The organism is Chitinophaga sp. (assembly GCF_035538455.1).
In the GTDB taxonomy this organism is placed as follows: Bacteria; Bacteroidota; Bacteroidia; order Chitinophagales; family Chitinophagaceae; genus Chitinophaga.
The window spans coordinates 1-24,654 of sequence record NZ_DATLKJ010000032.1; the positions used below are offsets into that span (position 1 = coordinate 1).

General features: G+C 46.7%; 22 protein-coding genes. 16 read left to right on the plus strand and 6 right to left on the minus strand.

Going from position 1 to position 24,654, the window contains the following annotated elements; genetic code table 11:
- From VM802_RS03140 to VM802_RS03160, 5 genes are all read left to right on the plus strand, one after another.
- Positions 1 to 1,156: ABC transporter permease (locus tag VM802_RS03140; protein ID WP_325527882.1), on the plus strand; the 1,156-nt coding region annotated here is incomplete at its 5' end.
- A gap of 51 nt (positions 1,157 to 1,207) precedes the next feature.
- Positions 1,208 to 1,513, plus strand: coding sequence for a hypothetical protein (locus tag VM802_RS03145; RefSeq protein WP_325527884.1), 306 nt, complete (start codon positions 1,208 to 1,210; stop codon positions 1,511 to 1,513).
- Positions 1,514 to 1,576: 63 nt separating this feature from the next.
- On the plus strand, positions 1,577 to 2,581 hold the full coding sequence (gene tsaD, locus VM802_RS03150) for a tRNA (adenosine(37)-N6)-threonylcarbamoyltransferase complex transferase subunit TsaD (RefSeq protein WP_325527886.1): 1,005 nt from the start codon (positions 1,577 to 1,579) through the stop codon (positions 2,579 to 2,581).
- 76 nt (positions 2,582 to 2,657) lie between these two features.
- Entirely contained in the window at positions 2,658 to 4,784 is a 2,127-nt protein-coding gene (locus tag VM802_RS03155; RefSeq protein ID WP_325527888.1) for an alpha-L-fucosidase, read from the plus strand.
- 2 nt (positions 4,785 to 4,786) lie between these two features.
- The gene (locus VM802_RS03160) at positions 4,787 to 5,509 is read left to right on the plus strand and encodes a tRNA1(Val) (adenine(37)-N6)-methyltransferase (protein ID WP_325527890.1); all 723 of its coding nucleotides are present in this window, start codon (positions 4,787 to 4,789) and stop codon (positions 5,507 to 5,509) included.
- On the opposite strand, the gene VM802_RS03165 is transcribed toward VM802_RS03160, so the two are convergent.
- The gene (locus VM802_RS03165; protein ID WP_325527892.1) at positions 5,500 to 6,717 is read right to left on the minus strand and encodes an NAD(P)-dependent oxidoreductase; all 1,218 of its coding nucleotides are present in this window, start codon (positions 6,715 to 6,717) and stop codon (positions 5,500 to 5,502) included. The two genes, VM802_RS03160 and VM802_RS03165, sit on opposite strands and share 10 nt — an antisense overlap.
- Before the next feature lie 154 nt (positions 6,718 to 6,871).
- Between VM802_RS03165 and VM802_RS03170 the strand changes: the two genes are divergently transcribed.
- Both VM802_RS03170 and VM802_RS03175 read left to right on the plus strand, forming a co-directional pair.
- Entirely contained in the window at positions 6,872 to 7,726 is an 855-nt protein-coding gene (locus tag VM802_RS03170) for a putative universal stress family protein (RefSeq protein ID WP_325527894.1), read from the plus strand.
- An 8-nt stretch (positions 7,727 to 7,734) separates the two neighbouring features.
- Positions 7,735 to 8,208 (plus strand): hypothetical protein, encoded by a 474-nt coding sequence (locus tag VM802_RS03175; protein WP_325527896.1) that lies wholly within the window; start codon positions 7,735 to 7,737, stop codon positions 8,206 to 8,208.
- On the opposite strand, the gene VM802_RS03180 is transcribed toward VM802_RS03175, so the two are convergent.
- Genes VM802_RS03180 through VM802_RS03190 form a run of 3 tightly spaced genes read right to left on the minus strand, consistent with a single transcriptional unit; the run spans position 8,205 to position 11,640 of the window.
- Positions 8,205 to 9,263, minus strand: a complete 1,059-nt coding sequence (locus VM802_RS03180) for a response regulator (protein WP_325527898.1) — start codon at positions 9,261 to 9,263, stop codon at positions 8,205 to 8,207. The genes VM802_RS03175 and VM802_RS03180 overlap by 4 nt on opposite strands.
- A gap of 2 nt (positions 9,264 to 9,265) precedes the next feature.
- Positions 9,266 to 10,843: a sensor histidine kinase gene (locus VM802_RS03185; protein ID WP_325527900.1), complete on the minus strand. Its 1,578-nt coding sequence runs from the start codon at positions 10,841 to 10,843 to the stop codon at positions 9,266 to 9,268.
- Between the two features lie 20 nt (positions 10,844 to 10,863).
- Positions 10,864 to 11,640, minus strand: coding sequence for an LOG family protein (locus VM802_RS03190; RefSeq protein WP_325527902.1), 777 nt, complete (start codon positions 11,638 to 11,640; stop codon positions 10,864 to 10,866).
- 135 nt (positions 11,641 to 11,775) lie between these two features.
- Between VM802_RS03190 and VM802_RS03195 the strand changes: the two genes are divergently transcribed.
- Positions 11,776 to 12,171, plus strand: coding sequence for a hypothetical protein (locus tag VM802_RS03195; RefSeq protein ID WP_325527903.1), 396 nt, complete (start codon positions 11,776 to 11,778; stop codon positions 12,169 to 12,171).
- A gap of 117 nt (positions 12,172 to 12,288) precedes the next feature.
- Here the strand turns inward: VM802_RS03195 and VM802_RS03200 are convergent, their stop codons facing one another.
- Positions 12,289 to 12,993, minus strand: a complete 705-nt coding sequence (locus VM802_RS03200) for a hypothetical protein (protein WP_325527905.1) — start codon at positions 12,991 to 12,993, stop codon at positions 12,289 to 12,291.
- 666 nt (positions 12,994 to 13,659) lie between these two features.
- On the opposite strand from VM802_RS03200, the gene VM802_RS03205 reads away from it, so the two are divergent.
- The 8 genes from VM802_RS03205 (at position 13,660) to VM802_RS03240 (ending at position 23,226) form a co-directional block, all read left to right on the plus strand.
- Complete coding sequence (locus VM802_RS03205; protein ID WP_325527907.1) at positions 13,660 to 13,875, plus strand: class I lanthipeptide; 216 nt, start codon at positions 13,660 to 13,662, stop codon at positions 13,873 to 13,875.
- 350 nt (positions 13,876 to 14,225) lie between these two features.
- Positions 14,226 to 14,450, plus strand: a complete 225-nt coding sequence (locus VM802_RS03210; protein ID WP_325527909.1) for a class I lanthipeptide — start codon at positions 14,226 to 14,228, stop codon at positions 14,448 to 14,450.
- 148 nt (positions 14,451 to 14,598) lie between these two features.
- Positions 14,599 to 15,759 (plus strand): lanthionine synthetase LanC family protein, encoded by a 1,161-nt coding sequence (locus VM802_RS03215; protein WP_325527911.1) that lies wholly within the window; start codon positions 14,599 to 14,601, stop codon positions 15,757 to 15,759.
- A 211-nt stretch (positions 15,760 to 15,970) separates the two neighbouring features.
- Entirely contained in the window at positions 15,971 to 17,257 is a 1,287-nt protein-coding gene (locus VM802_RS03220) for an alpha/beta fold hydrolase (RefSeq protein ID WP_325527914.1), read from the plus strand.
- A gap of 6 nt (positions 17,258 to 17,263) precedes the next feature.
- Complete coding sequence (locus tag VM802_RS03225; protein ID WP_325527916.1) at positions 17,264 to 18,604, plus strand: hypothetical protein; 1,341 nt, start codon at positions 17,264 to 17,266, stop codon at positions 18,602 to 18,604.
- Positions 18,605 to 18,628: 24 nt separating this feature from the next.
- A complete protein-coding gene (locus VM802_RS03230) occupies positions 18,629 to 19,273 on the plus strand; it encodes a glycosyltransferase family 32 protein (RefSeq protein WP_325527918.1) in 645 nt (214 codons plus the stop codon).
- Positions 19,274 to 19,304: 31 nt separating this feature from the next.
- A complete protein-coding gene (locus tag VM802_RS03235; RefSeq protein WP_325527920.1) occupies positions 19,305 to 22,442 on the plus strand; it encodes a lantibiotic dehydratase in 3,138 nt (1,045 codons plus the stop codon).
- A 43-nt stretch (positions 22,443 to 22,485) separates the two neighbouring features.
- Positions 22,486 to 23,226, plus strand: a complete 741-nt coding sequence (locus VM802_RS03240) for a hypothetical protein (protein WP_325527922.1) — start codon at positions 22,486 to 22,488, stop codon at positions 23,224 to 23,226.
- Here VM802_RS03240 and VM802_RS03245 read toward each other — a convergent pair.
- Entirely contained in the window at positions 23,219 to 24,538 is a 1,320-nt protein-coding gene (locus VM802_RS03245; protein WP_325527924.1) for a glycosyltransferase family 25 protein, read from the minus strand. The two genes, VM802_RS03240 and VM802_RS03245, sit on opposite strands and share 8 nt — an antisense overlap.
- Positions 24,539 to 24,654 lie beyond the last annotated feature (116 nt).

Consider the following 24,654-nt stretch of genomic DNA (forward strand, 5'->3'; position numbering starts at 1 on the left):
TACCATCGGTATATTCTGCATCATTGCTGTGTTTACCCTGACCAACAGCCTGGAACGAAACATCCGCAAGGACCTCAATGAACTGGGCAACGATGTTATTTACGTACAGAAATGGCCCTGGGGCGGCGGGGGAGATTATCCCTGGTGGAAATATATGAACCGCCCGGAACCGCAATTTAAAGACTTCCGCATCATCGAAGATAAAGTAAAGACTGCCGCCTATTCTTCTTTCAATTTCGAATCCAGCGGTAAGAAAGTGGAGTATGGCAATGATTACATGGAAGGCGTAAGCATGACCGCTGTCTCTAATGACTTCGATCAGATACAGCAGCTGCAGATTCTCAATGGCCGCTTCTTTGCCAATAATGAATGCAACAGCGGTACTAATGTATGTATCCTTGGCGCTAATATCTGGGACGGGCTTTTCGGTTCTGCTGAAATGGCGATCGGCAAAACAGTGAAGGTATCCGGCCATGAAACCAGAGTAGTAGGAGCACTCAAGAAAAAAGGTGAAAGTATGGTAGGGGGCCTGAGCCTCGACAACAGCGTGCTGCTGCCATATCGTTATGCCCGTACCCTGGTGGATGAGCGCCGGTTTGCCGACCCGTATATTATGGTGAAAGCCCGCGCCAACGTACCTATCGATCAACTGAAGGATGATCTCCGCGGCGTAATGCGTGCAGCGCACCGCCTCCGTCCCGGAGAAGAAGATGATTTCGCACTCAATGAAATCAGCTCTGCCAGCAAAAACCTCGAAGGCATCTTCAGTGCCATCAATCTCGGCGGTGGTTTCATCGCCATCTTTGCATTGATTGTAGGGGCATTCGGTATTGCCAATATCATGTTTGTAACGGTAAAAGAGAGAACCAGTATCATTGGTCTGAAGAAGGCCATCGGCGCACGTCGTGGCGTGATCCTGATGGAGTTTCTGATGGAGGCGGTATGCCTTTGTCTGGTGGGCGGTACACTGGGGCTTTTACTTGTGTATATCATTACGCTGATCATCAACGCAGCCAGCACCTTCCAGGTAGTGCTGACGCTGGCCAATATCATCCGCGGACTCACCATCTCAGCGGTAGTGGGCGTACTCGCAGGTTTCATCCCTGCTTATTCCGCCAGTAAGCTGGACCCTGTAGTGGCTATACGTGGTAATTGATGCCGTAACTTTTTTGCGGGCTGTGCGTTATAGATATCAAACTGACTTATCATGAAGTATTTAATCGTGCTGGTTGTAGCGGCACTGACCACCGTATCCTGTAAAACACAGCAAAAAGGCCATGCTGAGTGCCGTTATGAAGGAACTGTAAAAGACATGAGCGGCCTCGATGGCTGTGGCATGATGATAGAACTGAAAGACGGTTCCCGCCTGCAGCCCGTGGAATTTAAAGAGCCGGGATTTACACTGAAGGACGGACAGCACGTAAAACTGAATTATACGGAGCTGAAAGACCGGATGACAACATGTATGAGTGGAAAGGTGGTGCGCGTAGAATGTATCCGGGAAGAGAAGTAGGCAATAGTTCTGATATATACACAGGCGGGTTTTTCCCGCCTTTTTTATTTATTTTTGCAGCTTATGTCTGTGAAAATATTAGCTATAGAATCTTCCTGTGACGATACAGGAGCGGCGGTACTGGTAGACGGAAAGATATTATCCAACCGGATTGCAAATCAGCTGGTGCATGAACAGTATGGCGGCGTAGTGCCGGAGCTGGCATCCCGTGCGCACCAGGAGAATATTGTGCCGGTAGTGGACATTGCCCTGCAAACCGCTGGTGTGAAGAAGGAAGATCTGAGCGCTATAGCTTTCACACAGTCGCCAGGCCTTATCGGCTCTTTGTTGGTCGGCAGCTGCTTTGCCAAGTCAATGGCAATGGCGCTGAATATCCCCCTGATAGGCGTGCATCATATGCAGGCACATGTGCTGGCTAATTTCATCGACGATCCTAAACCCGGTTTCCCCTTCTTATGCCTCACCGTTTCAGGCGGCCATACACAGATCGTATTGTGTGAAAGCCCGCTGCAGATGCGTGTGATCGGTGAAACACTGGATGACGCAGCCGGTGAAGCATTCGATAAAAGCGCCAAGATCCTGGGCCTGCCTTATCCCGGTGGCCCTTTGATCGACAAATATGCAAAAGAAGGTAATCCGGACAGGTTCCGCTTTCCGGAGCCCAAAATACCTGAACTCAACTTCAGTTTCAGCGGACTTAAAACCGCTATCCTATATTTCCTCCAGGAAAATCAACAACAGGACCCATCGTTCATCAGCAAAAACCTTCCTGATATCTGCGCTTCTATCCAACAGCGTATCGTCAGTATTCTGCTCAACAAAGTAGTGAAAGCATCCCGGGAAACAGGCGTCCGCGATATTGCCATCGCCGGTGGCGTGAGCGCCAACAGTGGGCTGCGTAAGGCTTTGGAAGAATATGGCGCGAAACACAACTGGCGCACGTTCATTCCTAAGTTTGAATATTGTACTGACAATGCCGGAATGATTGCTATTACAGCCTATTACAAGTACCTGGCCGGCGAGTTTGTATCACTGGACGCCGTACCTACCGCCAGGGCTGCCTTTTAAATATCTTGCCACATATTGCTTTGATTCTCCTGATTTGTTTTGCATCTTAGGGGAGAATAGTTTTACCTGATTAGTTATGAAGAAGATTTTTGTTTTGGCTCTGGGGCTGATAATGGCCGCCGGCACAGGAAGAGCGCAGGACGCAGATCCGCGCGCAGCATGGAAGAACCAGAAGTATTCCATGTTTATCCATTGGGGCGCCATCTATTCCACGCTGGGTGGGGTATGGGAAGGCAAACCCGTTACCAGGGGGTACAGTGAACAGATACAATCCCACGCCGGCATCTACAGCGATGTATACGGCGATGTGGCCAGACGCTTTAATCCTGAACACTGGAATGCCGATTCCATTGTACTGCTGGCAAAAGCAGCTGGTATGAAATCAGTAGTAATGACCTCCAAGCATCACGATGGTTTTTGTATGTTCCACAGCGCATATACTGATTACAATGTGGTGGATGCCACCCCATTCAAACGCGATGTGCTGAAGGAACTGGCGGAAGCCTGCCACCGTCACGGGCTGAAGTTCGGGATGTATTTCTCCCTGATCGACTGGCATTTCCCGCAGGCATATCCTATCTCCAGCAGCAACAGTGATCCCATCACACCTGAGCATCATGCCTTCAACAAGAAGCAGGTGACGGAGCTGATGACCAATTATGGTCCGGTATCCGAAATATGGTTTGACATGGGATCGCTCACAGCGCAGCAGAGCAAAGAGCTGGCAGAAGTGGTACATAAGCTGCAACCCGGATGTATGGTGAGCGGCCGCCTGGGTAATGATGCGGGAGATTTTTGTGTGATGGGAGACAACCAGTATCCTGACTATAAAATAGCTTCACCCTGGCAAACACCAGCTTCTGTATATGACGAAACCTGGGGATACCGCTCCTGGCAACAGCACGGACCTGCCGCAGACAAAGCGCACGAGAAGCTGCTCGGTCTCATTAAAGTGGTGAGCCGTGGTGGTAACTACCTGCTGAATATCGGCCCGCGTGGCGATGGATCGGTAGTGGAGTTTGAAAAAGATGTGCTGCTGCAAAACGGCACATGGCTGCAACACAATGGGGAAGCCATCTACAGCGCACAAGCCAATCCTTTCGATACTACCTTTGCATGGGGCGAAGTGACCACAAAGCCCGGAAAGCTTTACCTCCACCTGCTGAAAACACCAGACAACGGTGTTATCACCCTGCCCGGACTGAATAGCAAAGTAACCGGCATCGCCCTGCTGGACGGTAACAAGAAGTTGTCATGCAAAATAAGCACCGGCAACAGCGCCACTACCATACAACTGCCTGCCGGTTTTGAAGTGGGCGACAAAGACATAAAAGTACTGGCCCTGTCCTTTAAAGGAGATGCCGGCATCACGCCGCTTCATCTGCTGAAATCACCTGCGGCACTGCATCGTGGTAATGCCACCCCGCTGTACAGCTTTTCCGGTGTGGACTATGAAAGCTACTACCGTAGCCTCGTAGGCGAATCATGGACTTTCACTACGAAGCAACCGGCCACACTCCGCGTTGTCTACAGCGATGCAGAGAAAGGCAGAAGCATACAGCTGAAGATGAACGGCGGCAGCCAGGATGTGAAGCTGGATGACGGCGCCGGACAACAGCTTAATAATAATGCCGCTGCATTGAAATGGGGACCTATGTATTATGCCGGTACATACAGAACAGGCATCGATGGCGTTCATGGCGATATACAGCAGATCGACCCTGCAAAGCCCTGGGGAAAAAAATCCTGGACCCTGCGCGCAGACCTGAAGAACGATGAACTGCACGAACAGCAGGGCGACCGTGAGCTGGGCTGGTATGCATTACAGGAGATCGATGCGCCCGCAGCAGGCAACTACCTGGTAGGGTTCACCAGTGGTGATGGTATTGCTGTATATTTTAATGGAGAAGAACAACTGGTGCAGAATAATCCTGAGAGAGGAAGCACACAGCAATCCTTGCTGCTGCTGCCTTTCAGACAGGGAAAGAACCAGCTGTTGGTGAAGTTTTACAGCCGCTTTGCGAAAACAGCCAGCTGGGCGGTGAACAGGAATGTGCCGCAGGTGTTGTATACACAAACGCTGCCTGTGAAAACAACGGGCGGCGCACAGCTGCAGCATTGCGAGATCAGAGAGGCGCACCCGGAATCAGTGCACCGTCATCTGCGCATGCCCAATTTATCAATAGTGATGAGTGACAAATAACAATGGCGAATTCATATTTCAGATTCAAACAATTTACGGTCAACCAGGGGCAGTGCGCGATGAAGGTATGTACTGACGCCTGTGTACAGGGCGCTTTTACGGCGTCCTTCCTGGCTGACCGCAATATAACGGCAACGGCTATACTGGATATAGGCGCAGGTACCGGGCTGCTGAGCCTGATGCTGGCGCAACAGATGGATGCACATATCACCGCTGTTGAACTGGACCCGTCAGCCGCAGGGCAGGCGAGAGAAAATTTCGCCGCATCGCCGTGGGCGCACCGTCTGGTGCTAACGGAAGCGGATGTACGTCAGCTGCCGGCAGACCGGAAGTATGATTTTATTATCAGCAATCCCCCGTTTTATGAAGCCTCGCTGAAGAGTGGCCATGCACAGAAAGACCAGGCCATGCACGCTACCACACTCGGCTACAAAGAGCTGATAGCCGCTGTAGACCGGCAATTGAAAGAGGATGGCATGTTTTCCATCCTGCTGCCATATCCTTTTTTCGGAGAGCTGACAACATTGGCGGCAGCAGCCGGTTATTACCCGCAGGAAATATTATATGTAAAGCAAAGCGTTAAACATGGATTCTTCCGGGCGGTAGGCATCTTCAGCAAAACGTTCACAGAACCTCATGCCACAGAGCTGGCCATCTATGACGAAAACAACGTATATACGCCGCCGTTCACCCGTCTTCTTCAGCCTTATTACCTCTATCTCTGATCCCCTTTCACATAGTCTTCCAGATAGGAAAACCTTTCAGTGAGCGCGCTGTTGGCCGCTATAGTGGCGTTACTGATCATCTCGCTCTCCGGCTTCAGCAGCTCGTCAAAAACATATTTCATCAGCTGATCGCCGAAATACTGCGATGCATCGCGGGGTAGTTCATTGGGCAGGTTGCTGACACACATCATGTCTACGGTACCGGGCTGATAAGGCACTGTTCTCTCCATGGTATCTTTTATTACACCATACACGGGATCTTCAATGGTGCTGTCACCAAGGTTGCACGGTACAGAACCGTGGGTATCGTCTGTAATATCGGCAATCACCTGTATGCGGAAATTGTCCTTGCGAAGGTCTTCCCGGCTGAAGAGCGCAGGTATGTTATGATCCCAGTAGATGCCGTTCATGAGTACATCGCTAACGGTCACATAGGGGAGGAACCTGCATTCATAGTTCTCCGGATGGGCATGGAAATCGCTCCTGCTGTAAGTTTTGTCATGCTTTCGCAAATACAGCTCTCCGGCTTTCAGTTGTGTATACACCGGGTATGCATACTGGTTTACGAGGTATTCTTCCGGCGGCAGGTATTTGATGCCCAGGAGGCCCATGATCTCCAGCACGCCGGCCGCCACGCGGCCGGAGCCGGTTACCACAATCTTCATAGGAGGGAGCTTTACACCGAAATAATGTGTGATCAGTTCCTGGAAATCATGACAGGTATGTACCGGTTTGAAAGAGAAATCGCCTGTTTTCTTTCCCAGGGCCATCAATCCGTTGTGCGCACCCACCACGCCTGCGAAGAAACCAAAGCCCAGGATGCGCTGGCCGTCAGGATGTACAAGGCACTCGTAATCGATCAGGGTGATGTCTTTGTCTATGATGGTGCGCAGCATATGGCGGTTATGCGGCTGCTTCTTTTTGGTATGGCTGAAAAACAGGTAGGTTTTACCGGGGATCAGGAACGCTACCGGTACTTCTTTGATACCCAGCAGCAGGTGGCATTGTGTGAGATCTTCCTGTAAAGGAATGCCGTTCTTCTGGTATTCTTCATCCCGGAAACAACGATGGGGAGAAGGCTGCACCACTACCTGCACCTGCGGGTAATGCTGCATGATCCACTGACATTGTTTAGGGGTGAAAGCCACTCGGTTGTCATGCGGATATTTTTCCTCTCTGATCAGTCCTATATAGATTGTCTTTTCCATCTTTCAATTTACAGTAATTTTCTGATGGAAGCCATCAGCCCGACCGCAGTCATGCATCCCGGTAGCACAATATGACAAGTATCATTATCGCTGCCTGATCCTTATCATTGACCACCTTTCACGTTCGCTGTAGCTTTGTTTCAAAACGGATATTATGCAAAGGATAACTGCTATTTTCGACGGACTCAGGTTTTCAGAGAGCACACTTCATTACGCGGTGTTACTGGCAAAGCAACAACAGGCACATCTGACGGGCGTTTTCCCGGAGGACCCTACCTACAACAGTTTCAGTCTGTATCATCTGTTTAAATCGGGGGCCGGTAAGGTGACCATAAAAATACTGGAGGACATTGACCGGGAGGCGAGAGGCGCATCCGCTGCAAGGTTTGAAGCTGCCTGCCAGAAATCCGGTATTTCTTATAATATCCGCCAGGATAAAAACATTTCCATATTGTCGGTACTGGAAGAAAGCATTTATGCGGACCTCATGATACTGGATGTACAGGAAACATTTGTACGCAGTGAAACGCCGCCGCCAACACGCTTTGTGAAGGACGTATTGACGGACGTGCAATGCCCGGTCCTGCTGGTACCGCATGATCCCATCTTTCCACCCGTTCACACCGAAATAGAAAATGTGGTGTTGCTGTATGATGGAGAACCTTCTTCGGTATATGCTATCAAGATGTACAACTACCTGCTCTCTTCTTTCAAAGATCTTCCCACGGTGGTATTATCTGTCAATGAAAACGGTACAGGTACACATCTGGAAAACAGGAAGCAGGTGAAGGACTTTGTAAAGAGACATTTTCCGCAGGCCACCTACAAAGTGATGGAGGGAAACGCGGAAGAAAGTATCACTGCATATCTGAAGCGGCAGCCCAGTGGTACCCTGGCAGTGTTGGGCGCTTACCGGCGCGGCAATGTATCCCGCTGGTTCCGCGAGAGTATGGCAGATGTGCTGATGGATAACGTGGTCATCCCGCTGTTTGTGGCACACAACAAATAATCCGCGATATGAGAACCGTCAGGCTGCAACCTGACGATGGTCATATTGCATATAATAATATCGGGTTAAATTGGCCCGGGAAACACTACATTAAAGTAAAGACGATGCAAGATGAACTAAACAGGCTGTTGGCAGAGAATGAAAGCTGGCGATTGGTGCTGAAAGATATGGAAGATAATAACATCCGGTTTAAAACGAAGCTGGCCGACATTTTATCCAGCAGCTTGCAGCGGAAAGAATTGGAATACCTGGAAGCCTTTCAGAACCGGTTTCTCCGGCAGGATGAACAGATTGGTATGCTAAAGCATGAAGTGAAGGAGCTGAGGACGATGATGACACACTCAGTTTCTCTGTCGCAGTTGGAAGCTGTCAATAGACTCCAGCAAGGCATGCAGATCCGCATGATGCTTACCCGCGAAGCATTCAATACGCTAAGTATGGATTTCAGTAATTATCTGAATAAAAAGTGTCCGGATATTTAGCCCAACATGTTAGCGAGTTTCTTTTCATCCAGGATCACCACGATACTACCTTTTATATCAATCAGCTTTTCGTCTCTGAAATCACTGAGTGTGCGGATAAGAGATTCGGTGGCAGTACCTGCGATAGTCGCAAGGTTTTCCCTGCTGACATCAATAGTGAATGGAGGCGCCTTTTGCTGGTTGTATTTTTTGTGCAGGCTGATAATCGCTTCCGCTACTTTTTTGCGGAGGGAGTTATAGGCCAGGCCCAGTAGTTGCTGTTCCTTATCTGTCACGTGTTTTGCCAGCATGCGGATGAATTGAACGGCTACTTCGTGGTGGTTGTTGAGCAGCTCTTCGAAGTCGCGCAGCGGGACCACGGCAATCTCGCTGTCTTCCATGGCAGCAGCGGTTTCTTTGTACGAGGTACCTTCCAGCAGGGCAGTGTATCCGAAGAAATCGCCTTCATTGTAAAGATCAATGACCAGCTCTTTGCCAAAATCGTTGCTCTTGTAAGCTTTCACCTTGCCTTTCTGTATATAGAACAGGCGGGTAGGGCGGTTCCCTTCATTATAAATGACCTGCTTCTTTTTGTATTTATCAATATCCCTTCCTTCTGCCAGTGCTTTAAGGGATTCTTTACCGGTTGCTTCGTACATCAGTTTGTTCAACCCCTGCAGATTCGGTGGGAAATGCTGTCTGCGGATAGCTGCTTTACGCAGCCTGCTCGCGATGGCATCCCACAGTTCTGTACCTGTGAAGGGTTTGGTGATATAATCATCGGCGCCCATCCCCATTCCTTTGCGGATGTCAGTGCGTTCGGTTTTGGCGGTAAGGAAAATGAAAGGCGTATCTTTTACTCCTTCATGTTGCTGCATAAGATGCAGCACGCCAAAGCCATCGAGCACCGGCATCATAATATCGCATATAACGAGGTCCGGTTTATGTTCCAGGATCATTTCCACCCCTGTTTTCCCATTGTCGGCCGTAATTACTTTATACCCGGCAATAGCCAGGATATCGGTCGTATTCTCACGCAGTTCTTCATTGTCTTCGATGAGTAGAATCGTCTTCATGGTCAGAGATTTTTATTTTCCTGGGGAAAAGTAATATGAAAGGAGGTACCTTCACTGAGCCTGCTTTCGCAGGAGATGCTGCCGTTCATCATTTCAGTATATTTCTGTACGATGTGCAGCCCGAGACCGGTACCCTGGATGTTGCTGACATTGGCGCCGCGGTAAAACCGCTCAAAGAGGTGCTGTTGGTCGTCATGCGACATCCCGATACCATTGTCTTTGATGGTAAAGAGGAATTCATCTGCAGTAACGGCAGTATGTATGGTGATGTGCCCGTCGGCTTTGGAAAACTTGATGGCGTTACCCAACAGGTTCATGACAATATGTTTCAGCAGGGAAGCATCGAGGGATATAACCGGGGCGCCATTATGATGGTATTCCACTACCTGGTGTTCTTTGACGAGGCCCTGCATTTCCTGAATGATGGTGCTCAGAAGTTCAGTTACGTCAAATTCAGAGTTGCGTACCTGTATTTTGCCTTCCTCAATCTTGCCCACGGAAAGAAAATCATTCAGCGTATCGGTAAGCAGGCTAACACAGTTAACTATACGTTGTATATGTTTGTTGCGCACAGGCTGGTCCTGTTCTTCGCCGTAGTGTTTGATGAGAAAGGCGGAAGAGAGGATTGTGCTGAGCGGAGTTCTGAATTCATGGGATGCCATGGAAACGAAACGGGACTTAAGGTCACCAAGTTCTTTTTCCCGGCCCAGGGCTGTCATCAGTTCTTCCTTTGAGTGCTCAAGTTCATCGAGTGCGGTTCTGAGCTGAAGTGTACGTTCTTCTACCATTGCCTCCAGCTCATCATTTAGCTTTGCAATGCTTTCTTCAGCTTTTTTCCTTTCCGTAATATTATTTACGTAAGCGATCACGAAATTGCCCTCTTCATTAGAGTAATGACTGAGGCTTATTTCAACAGGAAATTCGGTTCCATCCTTCCCTACACCGAAAAGATCCAGCCCGATACCCATGGGCCTGCTCTGCGGATGCTGATTATATCGTTGGCGATGTTTTTCATGGCGGGGGTGTACCCGTTGCGGGATCAGTATTTCCACTTTTTTACCCAACAGTTCTTCCCTGGTATATCCAAACTGGGTGAGGGCAAAATCATTAATCATGATGATCTCGCCCCGCTGGTTTGTAACCAGTATTCCAATGCTGGCATAGTCGAACAAGGCGCCGAATCTTTGCAGCTCCCTGTTCAGCTGTTGATGGTACTGGCGGTCCGACATTATGTCGGTAATGCGGAAGAAGCAGTAGCTTTTATGATGGTGTTTCAGTAGTATTTCCTCATAGATACCTGTGAAGGGTTCTTCTTTTATATTTTGCCAACGGCCTTCCCGTGGGGAGGAAGTAATGGTTGTCTTCACGGCAGTACCTTTGCCGAGGACATTTTGCTCCATCAGCAGCTCAAGGGAAGGGTAGTCGTCAGTACCCAGCATAGTAATACCGGTGTCGTTAATATACATTAACCTGCCGGATTCCAGCTCTCTTACAGCAACGAGGCCAGGGATACGTTCCATAATGGCCGCGAAAACACTGAGTTGAAAATGGATGTCCAGGTCTTTAATGGAAACACTCATAGGCTTGTTCTGTTCTGCTTTTATTGCGGCCCCGGTTCTCCCAGTAACGGGATAGGCTGGAATGCCTGATGATGCTTCACCTGGTATTTGGCCACCGCAAATTTTTGCAGGTGGTCCAGGGCCTCGTCCACAGAATCTGTCAGCAGAATATACTTCATTATCTCCGGTTCAAGCATGTAAGCATCTATCATTTTGTGAAAGAGGGGCATGAGTGGTTCCCAATAACCCTTACTCATCAAAACTACCGGAAAGTTAAGAATTTTATGTGTCTGAATCAAAGTAAGGGCTTCCGAAAATTCATCCAGGGTACCAATTCCCCCCGGCATGATCACAAAACCGTAGGAGTATTTAAACATCAGCACCTTCCTGACAAAGAAATAACGGCAGTTGAAATGCCTGTCCATCCATTCATTAGGGGCCTGCTCTTTAGGCAGCCTGATATTGCATCCCACAGACCTTCCATGTGCTTCTTTGGCGCCCCTATTGGCCGCTTCCATGATACCAGGTCCGCCGCCTGTCATAACCGTGAAACCTATGTTGGCGATACCTGCTCCCATTTTCCGCGCCATCTCATAATAGGTTGATCCCGGCTTTACCCTGGCAGATCCGAAGACCGCTATACACGGACCTGCAAAGTGAAATACCCTGAAACCCCGTATAAATTCAATCAGTATTTTAAAGGAGAAAGAGAACTCTTTTGCTCTCGATCTTGGCCCGTCAAGGAATTTCTTTTCCTCATGTACCGGCGCGGTGAGCGGCGGATCCTGGTCGTTCTGGCTGGTATTAAACAGTTCCATAAATAATGAATTGTACTGTTAATTTCACTAAGAATAGCCAGCAGGTTTATGACCACAGTCAAGTCCGCACCTGACAGTCCTCATTTCATGGCAGCTAAAACAAGGATAATATTGTGGTAAGAAAAAACTATAGTTATGAAAATATATATCAGTGAAGAAGCTATTGTAGCGGATATAGAGGATAGGTTTCATTCACTCTATCCCAATCTGAAACTTGAGTTTTTCAGGAAGCCGCATGAAGAGGGTAAATGCTCTCCTGCGAATGAGAAATTGCCTTCCAATGCACCTATAGAGAAAATAAGGATGATGCACAGCTTTGGCTGGATGGACGTCAGCTACTACCGTACAGCCGCGGCCGTGGAGCACGATTTCAGCCACCTGTTTGGCCTGCATGCGCAGATCCTGCGCAAGGCCGGGAGATTATGGCTGATAACTACCGGTACAGACAACCGGACCCTGGAAGAGCTGAATGCCACCGGATTCCCTGATGAAAAGCAGGAGTTCAGGTTGCCGGAAGAGACAGAAGAATAATGATTGGAGAGTGGTTTAATATGGAAACGCCCCCCGCTGATAGCGGGGGCGTTTTGTTGTTTGTTAGCTGTCTGTTGAAATTAGTAAGTAGTCCTTATAATTATGAAGCAAGCAAAATTAGTTCAGTTTTTGTAGTTTGTTGATGTATATGGCCTGTTCCCTCCATTGCTCCAGGATGTAAATGGAGCTGCCCTGCAATCCTTTGAATATTACCACGGATTTGATGATCTCCAGGATGGTGTTTCTTTCCTCCGGCATCAGCATGGGCTTACGCGAAGGCAGCACTTCACTGGTAGAACGTTGCACTATATCCAGAAACTCTTCGGTGCGGAGAAGGAATTCCCTGGCCACTACCTGCAGCTGATGGATATTCCCGGCTGTGGGCTCTTCAAATATCTCGCCCTCCCGGCTTTCAGCGGCGGAAAGGCGTGCTGTAATATAGAGCTGTACGTCTTCCTGGTATACGTCCAACATCTCTCTGTATTCTTCCATGGCTACCAGCAGCCTCCGGTATTCTTCCGGGCATCTGAGCAATAAGCCTGCGCGGTTCCGGAATTGCTCTACGGCATATTTCAGGTGGCCCAGCAGGGCAGCAGCAACCGGAATATCTTTCTGCCGCATCTTTAATAACAACACACTGGCGTGTACACCTGCAAGGTCATTCTCCCGGGCATATCTGTCAAGCACCGTCTGGATGTTGGCATTTGCCGCGTAGCTTTTATAAATGAACCTGTCATATAACTCCAGCGCATCTATAGGCATAAATGAGAACCCAGAGCAAAACATCTTCTGTAGCTGGAGATATGTGAATGAGTTGTACATCTTTGTTCCTTTGATACAAATATTCAATAAAATCTGCTGGTTAATCAATGACTGACATCAACAGGAACGTTGATAGTAATCAATCATAACGGACTAATTTCATTAACTTCCTGATAACAATTTGAACGGCGTATTCCTGAAAGTAGCTATGGGATTAGCTTTCAGAAGTGCGGAATGTGTGGGAGTCCGTTTGCGCTGATGAAGATCTTTTCCCGGATACAATAATTGAAATTTATTGTACTTTAGTTAGACCGAATGTAAAACCAACAGATTCTGTGCGCGTCACCAACGGTCATTTCACCTGGACCGGTGAAATGCCGGAACCGCAGAAAATCTATATCGGTACATCCACCCGTTTTATTGAACTGTATTTTGATGGCTTGAAAACTTAATTTAAGTTGCTTGATAAGGATATCAAACTTTATTTTCATGGAGGTTCCTGGCATTAAAAATAAATGAAGCATCAGAAGGGATTCTTTAAAGCCTTTAGGTGTAAAGATTTATCCTGTATTTAATGTCGTGCATAGATTATATCCTCGTAGAAATATATTTTTTTAAGTCATTAAACATCTTATCAACATCACTATATTTCTTTTACAGGATTCAAAAAATAATTTTTTTTGTTTTGATGTTACTTTATTTATCACCAATAAACCCTTCATCAAAATGAAAAAGAAAAAGTTAACATTGAACAGAACGTCGATTGCTAAATTAAATGATCAGGCACTGCAACACGTCCTGGGCGGTGAAGCTGAATTCACCAGCATCTTCCGTTGTTCAAAAGGTGGATGGACTTGCGCTGATACCTGTACAGCCAACGCTACTTACACTTGTATCTGCACTAACAATCCAGGTAGTGGGTCTATTCCTGTCAGCATTTAAGTAATCCGGAAGTATCCGCCACATGCGGTGAATGGTGTGGCGGATTTCCGATAAAAAGGGGCATCGCCCCATTTTTTAACGACTTGAAAATTTCATGTGACTCACTTGATAAAGAGAGCCGGATTTTCTACATGAAAACTGGCCGCATCAGCGGATGGAGGATGACAGTAACGAATAGTATTTAAAGCCGTCAGGCACAAATAGTTTTGTTGAATTAATGCCACGTGTATGTAAGGGATGTTTTTAAAGGGGGTAATTGCCTTATCGGCATAGTGATGTTTTTATGGGATTCAAAAGTATATTTTTATAGGGATGTTACTTTATTTATCACCGTAAAACCCTTAACCAAAATGAAAAAAAGAAGGTTAACCTTAAACAAAACGTCAATTGCCCAATTAAATGCCCAGACACAGCAAGACATCCTTGGTGGTGGTGAGCAGGCGTTTACAAGTATCTTTCGTTGTTCAAAAGGTGGCTGGACTTGTGCCGACACCTGTACAGCCAACGCTACTTACACCTGTATCTGCACTAACACAGTACCGCCCCCGCCACCCCCGCCGCCGCCGGCCCTGTAATTAAGTAACTGTATGTATCTGCCACATTAGTCATGAATAATGTGGCGGATCTCCTACCCGGTAAGAACACTGTAAGACAGGAACAATAGTAGAAAACTTATTTGCATGCACGTTCACGTTATTACACAAAGTAACATGCTTATATTTTATGCATCAGAAAATTGAGAATACTTTTCAGGACATACATGCGCAGATCTTGTCAACGCCTGCGGGAAACGACAGTTTTTTCAGCGGAAATCTGGGACTGGCTTATTATCATGGGGTGTTATACCAGGCATTCGGCCGGGAGCAGGACAGCGAAGCGGCTGCTTTGTTACTGGAAGGAGTAATTGACAGATTCAACAGCGACAGCAATAATCTTCTCGGTGCGCATTACGGAGGTGGGGCCGCTGGTTTCGCATTTGTGATGAATGCCCTGAATATAGCACTGGGGCTGGAGATTGAAGAGGATGAATTTGAAAGTATCAATGAATTTTTATTCAATACAGCCAGACAGCAGATCAAAGTGAACAATATCGATTGCCTGCACGGAACTTTCGGTGTCATATACTACCTTGCCAATCGCCAACCGCATCCGTACCTTGACATGCTGGTGGAAGAAATATGTAACAACGCAAAAGTGACAGAGCATGGCATCTGGTTCGAAAATATTCTTGAGAGCGAAGAGAAGGACAGCGGCGTAATAAACCTGAGCTTATCCCACGGGCTCACGGGAATGCTGCTGATTCTGCTGAAGGCGCTCCCGTTGGTAAAGTGCAGGGATCTTGTAAAAAGCACAGTAGCAGCAGGTATCCGTCTTTTATTATATTACAGGAGGAATCGTGACAGCGTAGCGGGCGACTATTCCTTTTTTCCTGCCAAGATTGTTCCCAGAGACAACTATATTGAAGAAAGAGTGCGCCTGGGCTGGTGCTATGGCGACCTGGGGCCTGCTCTGCTGTTTTACCGGGCAGCACCAGTACTGGAAAACATGGAACTGATAAGGATTGCAGACGAAATTGGAATAAATACATTGCGCAGAGAAGATGACACCTCAACATGGATAAGTGATCCGTACTTTTGTCACGGCGCAGCTGGCCTCTCGGTATTCTACAAAGTATTGCAGGAAGAGTCCGGGCGGGATCAGTATGCGGCAGGTGCAGCGCATTGGATGCAAAGAACAGTCTCCATGCTTGGAGAGGAGTCAAGGAGGGAGGCACATTACCAGAACAGACATGGCCTGCTCGACGGACTTGTAGGAGTGAACCTTACATTACTCTCTTATCTGGATAAGAATAGTATAAAGTGGAGTAATGCTTTCTTTCTGTAATACCTCAGGGGACACCCGCATAGCTTTTTTTTGGCGTGGATAATAATATTGTTTATTATTAAAAGATAAATGCGCCGGAGCGTTCTCCGGTATTATCCTAACCCGGCTGGCAGTTATCTAATAGGCTTGTACCATTAAGCATACCACGTTATAGTGCATGCTGATTTGCAATCCATTCCGCTGCTAAGCTTATAAGCAATGTTAACAGACTATGAGAACAATCATTTTTCTGACCATCTCCTTTTTATGTATGCTCGTTTTAATTCCTGCGAAATCGCAGAATAACATTCCAGGCAACTTCTTCCAGATGGTGGACGTTTCCGCCTACCAGGGTAAGCCCTTCACGTTGGAGTGCTGGCTGTTCGCGGATCGTGGCGATCGTAACTCCGGCTCGTCGCTCATCGCAATAAGTATGGGAAATGGCAAACAGCTGAATAATCTGGTGGGGAAACTTGATATGGAATCATTTAAACCCGGTGAATGGAACAAGCTTGTATTGAGCGGAAAGATTGACAAGCGTGCGGAGAAACTTGCTGTCGGCGCTCTTTATTCAGGAAAAGCCGGTTTTTTCTATGATGATATAAAGTTGACAATAAATGACAAAGGTATTCAGACAGAAATCCCGCTGATAAATGCAGACTTTGAAAACAAAGACATCTCTTCCTGGAAATTTGTCAACACACCGAAAACGGTGAACATTGCTACCACTAATCAGAAGGCGCATAGCGGAAGTCTGTCGCTCCTCATCAACGCCGCGGATACAGAGACGTCAGGATTTGGTAATAACAACAGCACAGGGCATTATGCGGATATAAACGGAATAAAGATCTATTACGAAACATATGGAAAGGGAGAACCACTCCTGTTACTACACGGCGCACTGGAATCCATACAGTCGTTTGATCAACAGATTGGCGACCTGTCAGAACATTTCAAAATAATAGCAGTAGATACCAGGGGGCACGGCAAGTCAACGGAAGACGGAACCCTGCTGACCTATGTACTGTATGCTGACGATATGTACAAACTCCTGGACGCATTGAAACTCGATAACGTAAATGTGCTGGGATGGAGTGATGGCGGAAATACGGGGCTGATACTAGCTATGAAGCATCCTGACAAAATAAAGAAACTGGCCGTTATGGGAGCCAATCTGTATAATGATAAATCATCCGTGTACGACTGGGTCAATGACACCATACGCAACCAGATCAAAGAAATGGAACAGGCAGGCGCCAAAAGCAACAACTTTGAATTACGCGTTAAAAAAAGTCTCCTTACCCAGCCGGATATTAATCCACAGGCATTGAAAATGATTAAATGCCCGGCGCTGATAATGGCCGGTGAAAACGATGTGATCAAAGAAGCGCACACCAGACTTATATCTGATAACATACCCGGTAGCCGCCTGCTTATCTTTAAAGGCGCCAGTCATGATATGCCCAGGGAAGATCCGAAGCGTTTCAATAGAGCTGTTATAGACTTCTTCAGTAACTAATACTATATGATGGAAAGAAAATTGCTCACCACTTTTATCATCAACCTGCGCAACAGGTTTGACCGTAAAGTTCATATCCTGAACGAGTTCAATGACAGGTATGAGTTCGACATTCAGGTGATCGAAGCTGTGGAGAACAGTACAGGTGCTATTGGGCTGTGGGAAAGTATAAAGAAAATTGTGAAACAGGCCGTTGAAACAGGAGAGGAGAAAATACTGATCTGCGAAGATGATCATCTTTTTACCGGTTCATATAACGAAAGCCTGCTACAAGAGGCCATACAGGAGGGAAACCAGTTGGGCGCAGAAGTCATATGCGGCGGCGTCAGCTGGTATCAGGATATGTTGCCTGTTACCGGCCATCTGAACTGGACCAATAAGTTTTCCGGTACGCAATTCGTCATTATCTACAAAAGCCTGTTCAGCAAAATACTTGGGACAGATTTTAGTAACAGGGATTCGGCAGACTATAAACTCTGTTCCCTTACCGATAAAACATTTTTTATATACCCCTTTATTTCCGTTCAGAAAGATTTCGGTTATTCGGACGTAACAGCGGCAAACGATGGCGTACGCAGTGTGGAATCACTGTTTGCCGCTACGATAGCAAGGCTGGAAATGTACAGCAAGATTAAAGAACATTACAATACACTTCCGCTGGTAGCGGAAGACAACGAGGCGTATGAAGATCTTTCGCTACCCACTTACGTCATCAACCTGCCGGAAAGAACAGAACGCCTGGAGCATATAAAGCTGCAGTTTGAAAACAGACCGGAATTTGATGTGACGATTGTGGAAGCATGCAAACATCCCGTCGGGGCAGTGGGACTGTGGATGAGCATCAGGAAAGTAATTCAGATGGCGGTTGACAATGAAGATGACGTCATCATTATTTGTGAGGATGATCATACGTTTACACCAGAATATTCGAGGGACTATCTTTTCCGTAATTTACTGGAGGCTAATGCACAGGGTGCTGACTATCTTTCAGGCGGTCCCAGTACTTTCATGGATGCAGTACCAGTATCTGCCAACAGATATTGGGTGTCGTCCTGTCAGGCTACTCAATTCGTTATTATTTACCGCGACCTCTTCGAGCGGATATTGAACAAAGAGTTTGATGACACAATCATTGCTGACCTGTGTTTGTCTGGTATGATCACCAATAAAATGGTGCTGTGGCCGGCGGTGTCCATGCAAAAGGATTTCGGGTATTCGGATGTCACTCCGGCGCATAATGACCAGAAGGATCTTGTTCAGCGTTTGTTTAACGAAGCCCGGGAAAGGTTTGAAAAGATCAATCGTAGCCGTAAAACCTTCCATCCGGAGCCGGCCGGTATTCTCTGACGCTACGCAGTATGTATACACAACATGGTAGAAAAGATCATTCATCAGATAGTAGGCCCGAGGCAAACCAGACTGGTAGCGCATTGTCTGCGGTCATGGCATATACTTGCCGGCCGTGAGTTCAGTATCCGGATCTGGAATGACAACACCATCAACAGCTTCATCGCAGAGCACTTCCCCTTTGCTTTACCCGCCTTGCTCCATGCAAGGAATCACGGCGAAGCATCGGATATTGCCAGGTATCTTATTATACATCATTTCGGTGGGTATTACATGGACTGGGACATTGAGCTGCTCGATGCAGACGCATTTGAACAGCTGGGTAGTGCAGCGCCTGAAGGATTTCTGGTAACAGACCCCTTTAACGATACGCTGGCATCTGAATGCTTTGCTGCCGTAACCGGGGAGGCATATCTGTTATCTCTCGCAAAAGATATTGTTGATTTATACAACAGTGGTCTGCGGGACAATTATAAAACTCCTCAGTATTCAGGTCCGTACCGGATGAAAGACTCATTTCAACTACACAACAATTCCAGCCAGCGGCTGATCCCGGTGAATGACGTTTTCGTTTACAACTACCGGGAAATAAGGGCCATGCCGAAACGAACCGCAACACAACCACTGATTCATTACTGGGCGCATTCCTGGCTTCAACCCGGCCATTGAAATTATACAAGCACAAATAAAAACAAGCGACATGTACAAGCATTTTGCGAAGGCTTTGATCAGAACACCGATTCACCCGTTATCAAAGATGGATCATCTTGATGAAGGACTTCGTGACAGTCTGTTTATGACCGGCTTGCAGCTGGCTTCACCAGAGTTGTTGAAAGAATGGAGACGGTTCAGCAGCAAAAAACCGGAAGAGCAGGAAGCCCTGTTACTGAGCATCCGGAAGTACTGGGTGCGCAGCTGTATGAGATGTACTCCCTTCGGCACCTTTGCTGGTTGCAGCACCATCGATATAACGCCGGAGGCAACCAGTCTTGTACTGGGTGACAGGCAGACCTATAAAAAGAAGACGCGCCTGGATATGAACTATCTGTCTGCACTGATTGAGCGGCTTGTACGCAGCAGCACTATACAGGAAAACATGAAAATGTACCTCAATAACAGCCTGTATGAGGTGCCCGGAGAGTACAGGTACGCAGAATATACGATCAGAAATAACAGCCGGATATACAATCTTACTTCCGTTCCTAAAACAGACTATCTCGAGGCTGTGTTGAATATAGCCAGGAATGGCGTTACTTTCAGGGAAGTGTACGAAACATTGCAAGCCGTTGCAGATGATGCAGAAGAAGATGATATAAAAGATTTCATGGAAGAGCTGCTGAATGCACAGATACTGATCCCGGAGCTGGAACCCAGTGTAACGGGGGAAGATAATTTAGCACAGCTGATCTCTTCGCTGATCAGAATAGACGCCGGTAACCCGTTGATAAAACCGCTTCAACGTGTAAAGGAACTGATCGAAGACCCTGCTGCAGATGTCACGTCCTGTATCGAAAATATTGAAGAGCTGTTGAAGATGGTCGATCCGGATGCAGCAGTACCTAAGAATACAACGCAGACGGATCTGTTTCTCTCTCTGCAACAACGTACTATCGAAGAAGGCGTTATCAATGAGATCACCGGCCAGGTCAGTGACCTGTTGCTCTTAAGCAGGAATAATGAAAACGGCGACTTACAGACATTTAAAAGCGCTTTCACCAGAATGTTCGAGGATCAGGAGGTGCCCTTATACGTAGCGTTGGATGTGGATCTTGGCGTAGGATATGGAAACGTCAATGGAAAAACAGGATTCGGCAATGTGCTGATCGATGACCTCTATCCCGGAACAAATCAGACATCACAACTGATTGGAAGCTCAGATTACATCAACCAGTATGTCGTCAGAAAATATGTTGAGTATATCAAAGAAAAACAACCTTTCATCGAAATAAAAGAAAGTGAACTGAATGCGTTCCGGAAATTCACAGAGAAGTTCAGTTTCCCTGACAGCATGGCCATCATGGGGAACCTGATGAAAAAAGAAAACGGTTCCCTTAGTAAGGATAATTTTATCTTCGACCTGGGCAACTTTGCAGGTCCATCTGCTGCCAACCTCCTGGGAAGGTTTGCCTACGCAGACCAGGACATTGAACAACTGATCAAGGATATTTTGGTTGAAGAAGAGAAAAATACCCCCGATGCACTATATGCAGAGGTGGTGCACCTGCCGCAGGCCAGGGTAGGTAACGTACTGCTGCGACCCAACCTGAGAAGATATGAGATACCCTATGTTGGTAAGTCCGGTATGCCACAGGATTCTCAGATCCCTTTCAGCGATCTGGCCGTCAGCGTAAGAAACAACAAAATAGTCCTGCGCAGCATAAAATTAAATAAGGAAATAAAGCCCCGGCTGACCACTGCGCATAATTACAACTTCGGAAGTCTCCCTGTTTATAAATTCCTTTGCGACCTTCAGAACGAAAACCTTGCCGCCTGCAACATCTGGGACTGGGGGCTGTTGAGATCACTAAATCATCTTCCGAGGGTTTGTTATAAAAATATCATCCTTCGGAAAGCAGAATGGAAAATAGAAGTAACGGAGCTGTCTGATATGCCTGCAGATACCACAGACCGTTTCCACTTCTTTCAAACCTGGCGGAATAAACGGGAAATACCACAACAGGCCAATCTTTCCTATGGCGACAACCAGCTTTTCCTGGACTTCAGCCAGACAACTTCCATCGATCTGTTCTTACAATACCTGCATCGCAACAGCAGCATCACAATCGAAGAATACCTGTTTTCAGCAGACAACAGCATCGTTACTGATACCGGCAACCAATCATACGCCAGTGAGCTGATCCTTCCTCTTTTTATGCCGGTAAAGCAGGCAGCGGAAGTACATAAAACAGCACAGCCGGGAGAAGTACATATGCATATACCTTCCCGCCATTTTCCGGTAAACAGCAGCTGGCTTTATTTTAAGATCTACTGTGGTGTGGAGTCTGCTGAGAAAATACTGCTCAACACCATATGGCCATTCATTGAGGAAAAAAATGATCACCTGTTTGAGCAATTCTTCTTCATCCGCTTTTCTGACGAGCAAGGCGCTCACCTGAGAATCAGATTCTATAATCATCATGCCGAAAGGAACCTGGACGTTTTCAGCAACTTTAGCAGGATAATGTCCAACGGAACATTACAGGCATTTGTCAGCAATGTGAAGCTCGATGAATACAAGAGAGAACTCGAAAGATATACGCCGCTGCTGATAGAAGATGCTGAATCACTTTTTTACAACGACAGTATAGCTGTTCTGAAGTTCCTTGCCTGTCTGCATGATGGCGAATACAATAGGGATTATCGCCTGTACTTTTCCCTGCGGGGAATAGATACGCTCTTTAATGACTTCAGGCTTTCGCTTGAACAAAAGCATAAGCTGGCGGAAGATATGAGCAACTCTTTCTTTGAAGAATCAGGCGGCTCGAAGCAACTGAGGAAGCAACTAAACGATAAGTACCGGCAACAGCAAAAGATCATTGTGCACTTCATGGACGAAACGAATGACGATGATAATAACTTTAGAGCGCCGGCAACCATACTGCAGGAGCGGTCGTACCGCAATCTGCCCGTTGTCAGGGATATATTGGAGAAGTCCGGAGGTATCGACGAGTTGCCGCCTTCCTGGTTGCCAAGTGTGGTACATATGTTCATGAACAGGTTGTTCATAAGCCAGCAGCGCAAATACGAACTGCTATTATATACATTCCTGGAACGTTTTTATGCCTCCAGCCTGGCGAGGATAAAGAAAAATAATATGGCGGAGAGATTGCAACGGTAGGATACCATATTATAACAAACGTACTGTTTAATAATGCTGAAAGATGATGACCATGTTAACAGGTTCTGCAGAACCTTGTTTCGGCGCTCATACTGATGAGGTGCTCCATCTTATGAAACAGTTGTTGCATAAGGATGTACAGGAGAATGTGAGCGATGTTGATCTGCTATATATCTGTATAAGCAAACAACGCCTGCTGGAGAAAGAAACAATGGAATGCCTGCTGATGTTATCCCGGGTTTATACTGAGGTATTCATATTGTCGAAACAGAACAAACTGGATGAAGCCGCAGCCTCACTCGCCCGGGCCAGGAAAGTGATGGGTAAATTTGAGCTTACATCGGCTGAAAAGAATATCCTGAAGATACTTACCTATCCACGTATCTCTTACTATTATTATAAGGTCGGGAAATATGCTGTGGCTAAACGGTACCTGTCTGTGGCTATCGGGGCAAATGCTGCGTATGCAGCACGGCTTCCTTACTTTTATCTCTTCACCTTCCAGCAGCAAAACAACTACGTTGTTCTGCATTTTAAAACGGATCAATATGCGCCGGGAATCAGGTTACTTATTTCAAATATTTCAGGAATGCTGAGGGCATACCATAGTGGTCATGGAGAACATAGCGGGGAAGACCTGGCGCAGACATCAGCGCTGCTACGGTTACTGCTGAAAGACTCCGCCGGTATCCTGATCAGGGAGGTAGAAAAAGCAGGAAATAAAAGGTTGTTTGATAAATACCTTGAAGGGATCAATAAGCATGAACTGACTGCAATTATCTGAAATCGTGTGTACATTCCAGGTAAATCCGCAGCTTTTCTGCTGCCGTTTTTGTATCAACAACAATGTTGCCATTTCCTCTCCTTAGGCTGTCTGTGACTGTAATAGCAGATGGTGTGGTGATGAATGGATACAGGATCATCTTATTGCTGGTAGTTGCACATAGGTGATCTTCTCCGAGCCGGGTAGTATTATATTCTGCAATACTGGCGGACAGAATTTTATCAAAGCATGAACGGTAGATGATCAGGAATTGTGCACCGAGCGCACCATTGACCCAATACCTGCCATCAGTGATACTGACGGCATTGTGAAATGAGTGAACACCACCAATAAGTATGTCTACCTGTTGTTCCTGCGCTTCAAGTATATTTCTGAAGAGTACTTTTACGTTATAATCTTCTGTGAAGATGTGTTTATCATTACAGAAGATGATCAGGTCTTCTTCGTTTTCTGCTGCCGCCTTTACAATCTGCTGTGCTGCGTTCCAGAATGCGGTTTCACTATTGTCGAGATATATCAGTTCTGCCTCAAATTCACTCCTGTTACTGAATTGCTGGTCTATTACAACCTGCCCTTCTGTTATATCTTTCGTGAAAAGGTAAACGGGGATACTGAAATTTTCAGTAACCTCATTGAGATATATTTCCTCAAGATGGATCTGCCCTTGTAAGTCTCTATAGTAATTCCCAACCCGCCGCAGATCCCCCAGATCGGTATCACTATTGGCAAATAACTTATCTACATATCCGGGGTTTACGCTATAAAACGGCGTTACGTCTGAATGACCAAATTCTCTTTGTACAGAAATGAATGGAGAAATAATATACTTGTGCGGAAAGAGCCTTGACAGTACGAGATCAATATGATCAGTACTGTGGAAGGTCGTTGCCAGGATAGCATCATAGGCTTCTTTGAAAACAATGACGAACTGGGAACCGGAGAAGAGGTTCACCCAGAAGAGACTGGTGGACGGAACCTCGATCGCCGTATGTATACTGCTTACCCCTCCCAGCAGCAGGCTTGCATTATTTTGCATCGCCTGTTCTATGGCTGACTGCAACCGGTCTGCTGAATAGTGTACGGTAAATAGATGATCGTCTTCACATACCAGTATAAAGGGGAGTCTGCGGTCTTTCGCTTTCCTGATTATCCTGTGTGCACTGTTCCACAGCCCAACGGCGCCTACAGAATGCTTTTCGGCTTCTTCAATATGCAGATTGAATTCGGGTCTGTTCTTAAACTCCCCTTTTATATGGTCAAGACGATCTGACCGTTCTTTTAAATTAATGACAAAGGTTTCAATGGGTAACATAACGGGCAATTTTCAGTAAGAATTACAGGTTAAAATAATCAATATTTTCAGAAACGCCTGAACAGTTTGTACCAGCCACCCGCTTTTTATTGTTTAGGCGTATGTAAGACCTTTTC